Annotated in this window: 7 protein-coding genes; 1 reads left to right on the top strand and 6 read right to left on the bottom strand. The window is 58.8% G+C overall.

The genetic code is table 11. From position 1 onward, the window contains the following. Positions 1-56: 56 nt before the first annotated feature. A complete protein-coding gene (locus tag A3H92_03445; GenBank protein OHC75734.1) occupies positions 57-1,607 on the bottom strand; it encodes an AAA family ATPase in 1,551 nt (516 codons plus the stop codon). A gap of 51 nt (positions 1,608-1,658) precedes the next feature. Between A3H92_03445 and A3H92_03440 the strand changes: the two genes are divergently transcribed. Next, on the top strand, positions 1,659-1,943 hold the full coding sequence (locus A3H92_03440; protein OHC75733.1) for a hypothetical protein: 285 nt from the start codon (positions 1,659-1,661) through the stop codon (positions 1,941-1,943). A 40-nt stretch (positions 1,944-1,983) separates the two neighbouring features. Here the strand turns inward: A3H92_03440 and A3H92_03435 are convergent, their stop codons facing one another. From A3H92_03435 to A3H92_03415, 5 genes are all read right to left on the bottom strand, one after another. Continuing rightward, positions 1,984-2,226 carry a hypothetical protein gene (locus A3H92_03435; protein ID OHC75732.1) on the bottom strand — a complete coding sequence of 81 codons (243 nt, stop codon included), beginning with the start codon at positions 2,224-2,226 and terminating at the stop codon, positions 1,984-1,986. Between the two features lie 148 nt (positions 2,227-2,374). Then, complete coding sequence (locus A3H92_03430) at positions 2,375-2,662, bottom strand: hypothetical protein (protein OHC75731.1); 288 nt, start codon at positions 2,660-2,662, stop codon at positions 2,375-2,377. Continuing rightward, the gene (locus A3H92_03425; GenBank protein OHC75730.1) at positions 2,646-2,915 is read right to left on the bottom strand and encodes a hypothetical protein; all 270 of its coding nucleotides are present in this window, start codon (positions 2,913-2,915) and stop codon (positions 2,646-2,648) included. The genes A3H92_03430 and A3H92_03425 overlap by 17 nt, the downstream gene beginning before the upstream one ends. 66 nt (positions 2,916-2,981) lie before the next feature. Beyond that, on the bottom strand, positions 2,982-4,283 hold the full coding sequence (locus A3H92_03420) for a hypothetical protein (GenBank protein ID OHC75760.1): 1,302 nt from the start codon (positions 4,281-4,283) through the stop codon (positions 2,982-2,984). Next, positions 4,280-5,944: a hypothetical protein gene (locus tag A3H92_03415; protein ID OHC75729.1), complete on the bottom strand. Its 1,665-nt coding sequence runs from the start codon at positions 5,942-5,944 to the stop codon at positions 4,280-4,282. Before A3H92_03415 ends, A3H92_03420 begins: the two co-directional genes overlap by 4 nt. Between the last annotated feature and the right edge of the window lie 206 nt (positions 5,945-6,150).

Genomic DNA, 6,150 nt, shown 5'->3' with positions numbered 1-6,150 from the left:
TCTTTAGGCTGGGTCTTAATGGGTCTAATCAATCTTGAAATGCTCTAATCTTTTATTTATCGACTATCAGCCTTCATCAGGATGGCGCTTTTTCCCGGCACGATGCGGCGATAGGAAAGCGCTTCGGCGATGTGGATGCGCCTTACGCCTTCGCCGCCGTCCAGATCGGCGATGGTGCGCGCCACCCGCAGCACGCGGTGATAGCCCCTGGCCGAAAGGTGCATGCGTTCGGCGGCTTCGGTCAACAGCCGCCGCCCGTCATCGTCAGGGGCCGCAACTTCTTCCAGCAAGGCGCCGTCGGCCTCGGCGTTGGTGCGAATCGGGATAGCAGCGCCTGAACCGGCGAAGCGGGCTTTCTGCCTGACGCGGGCGGCGACGACCCGGCGGGCGATATCGACCGAGCTTTCGGCGGGCGGCGGCGCCGACATGTCCGCCGGATTGACGGCGGGCACATCCACATGCAGATCGATGCGGTCAAACAAGGGGCCTGATATTTTCGACTGATATTCCCCGGCGCATTTGGGAAAGCGCGAGCAGAGCAAAGTCGCGTCATTGGGATTGCCGCAGCGGCAGGGGTTCATCGCCGCCACCAGTTGAATTCGCGCCGGATAGGTAATGTGGGCGTTGGCCCTGGCTATAGTAATTCTGCCTGTTTCCATGGGCTGGCGAAGAGCTTCCAGCGCGCCGCGTTGAAACTCGGGAAGCTCGTCGAGAAACAGCACCCCCAAGTGAGCCAGCGACACCTCTCCGGGTTTTGCCCTGGAGCCGCCGCCCACCAGCGCGGGAACGGACGCCGAGTGATGAGGATCGCGGAAGGGGCGCCGACTCATCAGGCCGTCCTTGCCCAATTCCCCGGCCAGACTGTGGATCATGCTGACTTCCAGAGCCTCCGACGGGTCCAGCGGCGGCAGCAGTCCGGGCAAGCGGGCCGCCAGCATGGATTTACCGGACCCCGGCGGCCCCACCATCAGCAGGTTATGACCGCCGGCGGCGGCGATTTCTATTGCCCTTTTGGCGCTTTCTTGTCCCTTGATTTCGGCGATGTCGGGACAAGCCGGCCGTTCGGCGGCTAATTTGGCCTCGGGGACTGACAGAACCTGGGTTCCCTTGAAATGATTGATCAGGGAAAGCAGACTGAGCGGAGCCAGAATATCGATTTCTCCCGCCCATGCGGCCTCGCCGCCCTGCGCCGCCGGACAGATAACGCCGAGGCCGCGCCGATTGGCGTGAATGGCCGCCGCCAGCACTCCCGTCGCCGGAGCCAGGACGCCGTCCAGCGCCAGTTCGCCGAGAGCCAGATAGCCGGTCATCTCTTCGGCGGGAAGCACCCCCATGGATGTCAGCAGACCCAGGGCGATAGGGAGATCAAAATGACTGCCTTCCTTGGCGACGTCGGCGGGGGACAGATTGACGGTAATGCGCTTGGGAGGCAGCGCCAGACCCATGGCGTTGATCGCCGCGCGCACTCTCTCCCGGCTTTCGGCGACCGCCTTGTCGGGAAGGCCGACGATGGTGAACGCCGGAATACCGGAAGACATCTGCACCTGAACGTCAACGTCAATAACAGTGAAGCCCTGAAACGCCACGGTATTAATGCGCGCAACCATCGACCCTCTCTCCCCGCCGCAATAAAGTGCGGCGACGGGAAGAGTTCTATCATGCCGGAATGGGGGTGGCTACTTCCAAGGCTGGAGCGTTATCCGACCAAATGGAATCACCTGCGTTCCATTTGGTCGGATAATGCTCTAAGCCGCCGGGCGAGCACGGACGGTCATATCGGCGCGACCTTCCAGCAGACCGGACACGGATATGTCTTCATCAAGGTCGTTCCAGTGCAGACCATTTCCACCAGCGCCGATGTGATAACGCAGACGCTGTTCGGGGGTTGCGTGCAGCAGGCGGGGGAACCAAGCCAGCGGGACGCCGATGGTGCGACCGTCTGACATCTCCACCCACATGGTATGGTCGTCGAAATGCAACGATTCAGCCGAAGTGCTCATGCCATGCCCTCTCGATAACATCGCGGCGCTCGTTCACGACTCTTGTCATCTCTACAAGCTCCCGCCGGCTAAACCCGGCGCTCTCGGCCACCCGAACCGCCGGCGCCAACCAGAATTTGGCTCCGGCGCTTCCCCGCTTCGCATGGATGTGAATCGGTTCGCGCGGACTGCCCTCGTTAGAGAAGAAATAGAACCGGACGCCTTCCCACCGAAAAACCGTCGGCACACTTTTTATCCTCTCACTAACCAAGGCCAGACTACAACAAAACAGTCGATTAGACCAGTATGTTCGCCCTGGACAGCAATACGAGATTGTTAATCGTGAAAATGTTGCGCGGAGCGTGGTCCTTGCAGTTGGTGTACCCTCATTGTTACTAATCAAACTGGTGAGTCTTGAGCCAATCTTTCAAAGCAGCATCCACTCGGGTCTGCCAACCGGCGCCGCTGGCGCGGAACCGTTCCACCACCTCACGCGACAAACGAATCGTAATGCGTTCCTTAGTGACAAACGCAGGTGGTCGCCCTATGCGCTTGAGGCGCACGAACTCCGCATCCGTGAGTTCGTATGTATCCGGGTCGGCGGCAATCCCGGCATTAATTGCGGTGTTCTCTTTCTCCGCCGGCAACTTGAACGCCCGGCCCGATTTAGATTTGACTTGCATAGCGTCTCACCTCTCTATCATTTGCCTTGCGCAGGCTGATGATGCGGCGCTCCTTGCCGCGATCCGTGAAAATCACACAGAACACCCGCACGCCGAGCGGCGCATACCCCACCATTCGCAACTCTCCGTAGTTGCGGCGGGCGTCAGACGTGGCCAGCAGCCAGTCCCATTCCAGGTCTACCGCCAACGCCAGCGACACGCCATGCTTGTCCATGTTAGCAGCGTCCTTAGCGGGATCGAATGTGATTTCCATGACCACTTATTGTATGCACACAAATAGCAGGCGTCAAGGGGCGGCAATAATGACAACATGTTCGCCTTACCGTTCCCTGAGGGCCATTGAGGATGATTGCATGAAGGGATCAAGAATGTATTGCATAACCGTGCGCTTGCCGGTCTGGATGGAGCATGTGACCTGAACGCCGGGAACCAGTTGATAGCGGTCGTTTCCGCGCTCGAAGTAGTTCTGTTTGATCTCGATCCTCACCTTGTAAAAGGTGGCGCCGTCGTTGGTTTTGATAGTGTCGGGACTGACGACTATCACTTCGCCGGTAAGAATGCCGAAACGCACGGCGTCCGACGAGGCCAGTTGGACCTTCGCTGATTGGCCGGGATGGACAAAGCCGATATCCCCTATCGGCAGCTTGGCCTCGATGACCAGCCGGTCGCCTCCCGGCACCACATCAACAATCGTGTGGCCGGGGCCGACCACGCCGCCGACGGTGTAAACATACATGGTCTTGATGACGCCATCGACCGGCGAGCGCAAGGTTGTGCGCAAAAGACTGTCGGCAAACTTCTCCATGCGGCTGGAAAGCTCCTGCAGGGTGCGGCGTTTTTCCTCCAGTTCCTTGCTGACTTCTTCCTGAAAGGAGTCATCAATGGTCTTGAGCTTTATCCTGGCTTCATTGATCGCCGCCATGGCCTTGGGCAACATTGCCGAGGCTTCATCGATCTTGCCCCTGAGAGTCGAGTCCTCTTTAAGCAGTTCCAGATGCTTCATGCGGTTGGTCAGGTTGTCCTTGAGCAGTTCATTGCTGATGTCGATCTGCTCCCTGAGCAATTTGAGGCTCTTGCCGGCGTTGTTCATACGCGCCGTGATCTCCTTGACCTCTTCCTCGCGCTGAATGATTGCTTCCTGCTGGCCCGCTTTCTGATTGTCTACGCGGGTGCGCCGGGTTTTCATTATATCGTGGGCTTGGCGTACAAGGGACTCGTGGTTCTTGAGCATATCTTCCGGGAATGCCGGATTATCCTCACCGGCCAATTCGGCGGTCAGCCGGATCACATCGACTTTCAGCGAGTTCAGCCGCGACGACAGCTCATCGACATCGGCGCCGCTTGACGTTGATTCGAGAATAACCAGCGGCTGATCCTTTTTAACCGACGCGCCTTCACGAACCAGTATTTCGCGGACAATGCCGCCTTCCAGGTGCTGGATGCTTTTCACCTGGGTGAAGGGGATCACCTCGCCGACGGCGATGCTTACAATGTCAAGCTCGCTGTAATAGGCCCACACGCCGAAAGAAACGACAAGCGCCGAGCATAAAAACAAAAACGAGTGAGCGCCGACGCCCTCCCGGAAATAATCTTTAGCATCTTTAAGCGGCGACTCGGTCATGACTTGCCCTTCGGCGTCGCCGGCGTAAACAGGGGCGCCGGTTTGCAATTAAGATCCAGGGTGTTTCCGGCACCCTTCAGAATCATCGGATCATTGGAAAATGCGATGATGGTGTGGCCTCGCCCGGCCTGTTCCTTCATCAGCGCGTAGACCTGGGCGCAGCCTTCCTTGTCCAGGCCTTCCGTCGGCTCATCAAAAACCATCAGCATGCCGTCACAGGCCAGCGAGCGGGCCAGCGCCAGACGGCGGCGAATGCCGAGCGATAAATTATCGCCGTTATTGACTATCGCCGCATCAAGACCTTCCTGACTCTGGTCGATGAAGTTACGCAGGCCGGAAATATCGATCAGCCTGTTAATGCCGGCCTCATCCAGATCGGGATTAAAGGCCAGCAGATTGTCCTTGATGGAAACATTAAGCAGACGAGGCTCCTGGGGCAGGTACGAAACCTGCCGCCGCCACCATTCAGGGACGACCTGGGCAAGGTCAACGCCATCGACGAGAACCTGGCCACGGGTCGGCTCGACAAGTCCAAGCATAAGGCGCGCCAGCGTCGTTTTGCCGACGCCGTTGGCGCCGATAACCCCCAGCATCGACCCCGGTTCAAGCTTCATGGAAAGAGATTCAAACAGCGGCCCCTTGGCCCCCGGATAAGCAAAGGAAACATCAATAAACGCGACGCCGCCCTTGTACGCGGACAATGCCGACCCCTGGGTGCGTTCCTGGGGTATTCTGGCAAACTCCTTGAACATGGACAGGGATTGGCGCGCCTTGACAAAGGCCTCGGCAAGCTGGGCAAGGCGTATCACCGGGCTAAGGGCGCGCGCCGCCATGATATTGCAGCCGATCATGGCGCCCGTGGTCATGTCTCCGGCGACCACCTCCACGGCGCCGATGGCAATGACGGCAACCCCCATAATCGCCTGGGCGCTTTGGGTCAGGGATTGAACCAGACCCTGAAGGTTGGTGACGCGGCCGCGCAGTTCCTGATAGGCGCTTGCCTCCCCGCGCCAACTGCGCCGCACGAATTCCGCCGCGTTAAAGGCGCGCACCGTATCGGCGGCTATAATGGCCGAGCCGACCAGGGTGCTGCGCCGGGTCGAGACCGCCGTCAATTCGCCGGTCGGTTTGCGGAGCATGATTTGACTGCCGACGCCTAAAGCAAGGACGCCGACCAGAAAGCAGATGGTAACGATCGCTATCGCCGGGCTGAGCAAAAATAATGCGCCGACGAACACCAGGGCGAACGGCACATCGAGGACGGCGGCGATATTGGGAGCGTTATAGGCCGCCTGAACGGTGTCGGCTCCGCTGATGACCTCGCGGCGCAGTCCGGCGGGAAGCATGTCCATGGCAGCCGCCTTGGCCCCGGTCAGAATGCTGAAGGAGCCGATCGCCAGCGCGCTGTCGGGACGAGCGCTGATCGCCCCCGCCATACTGAGCCTCACCTGACGAAAGCCGAACTCAAGGATTATGGCGAGCAGGGCGCCGGAAGTCAGCGTCGCCAACGTCGAGTCGACGCCGTAAGAGACATAGCGGTTCAGCACCTGAATGGAATACACCGACGAGGCCAGCGCCAGCAGGTTGGCGAACAGCGAAGCGGCGATCAATTCAATAAAGATCACCGGTCTGGTCATCAGGCGGGCCAGCAGTTCTTTCATCCAGGATTTTCTCCACCCATGCCGGTTATATACAGGCTTCCTTGATATGGCGAAAGGGGAGGATATATTCCCGGCGCCGCCTACATTTATTTTTAGCCGCAAGGCTTCCATCCTGATTGTTTGCCCGGGCCGTAACTGTTATAAATTTACGGCCTTGAATTAATTCGCGCCGACGCCTTTTCTCATTCGGCTTACAAATAACTATC

The sequence above is a fragment of the Rhodospirillales bacterium RIFCSPLOWO2_02_FULL_58_16 genome (assembly GCA_001830425.1).
Classification (GTDB): domain Bacteria; phylum Pseudomonadota; class Alphaproteobacteria; order Rhodospirillales; family 2-02-FULL-58-16; genus 2-02-FULL-58-16.
Note: the sequence above shows the minus strand (reverse complement) of the source record. Positions and strands in the feature narration are given on the sequence as shown.

Bases quoted from the DNA above. Each gene is read 5' to 3' on its own strand.
- A3H92_03445 (OHC75734.1), bottom strand. From the start codon at position 1,607: ATGGTTGCGCGCATTAATACCGTGGCGTTTCAGGGCTTCACTGTTATT.
- A3H92_03440 (OHC75733.1), top strand. From the start codon at position 1,659: ATGCCGGAATGGGGGTGGCTACTTCCAAGGCTGGAGCGTTATCCGACC.
- A3H92_03430 (OHC75731.1), bottom strand. From the start codon at position 2,662: ATGCAAGTCAAATCTAAATCGGGCCGGGCGTTCAAGTTGCCGGCGGAG.
- A3H92_03425 (OHC75730.1), bottom strand. From the start codon at position 2,915: ATGGAAATCACATTCGATCCCGCTAAGGACGCTGCTAACATGGACAAG.
- A3H92_03420 (OHC75760.1), bottom strand. From the start codon at position 4,283: ATGACCGAGTCGCCGCTTAAAGATGCTAAAGATTATTTCCGGGAGGGC.
- A3H92_03415 (OHC75729.1), bottom strand. From the start codon at position 5,944: ATGAAAGAACTGCTGGCCCGCCTGATGACCAGACCGGTGATCTTTATT.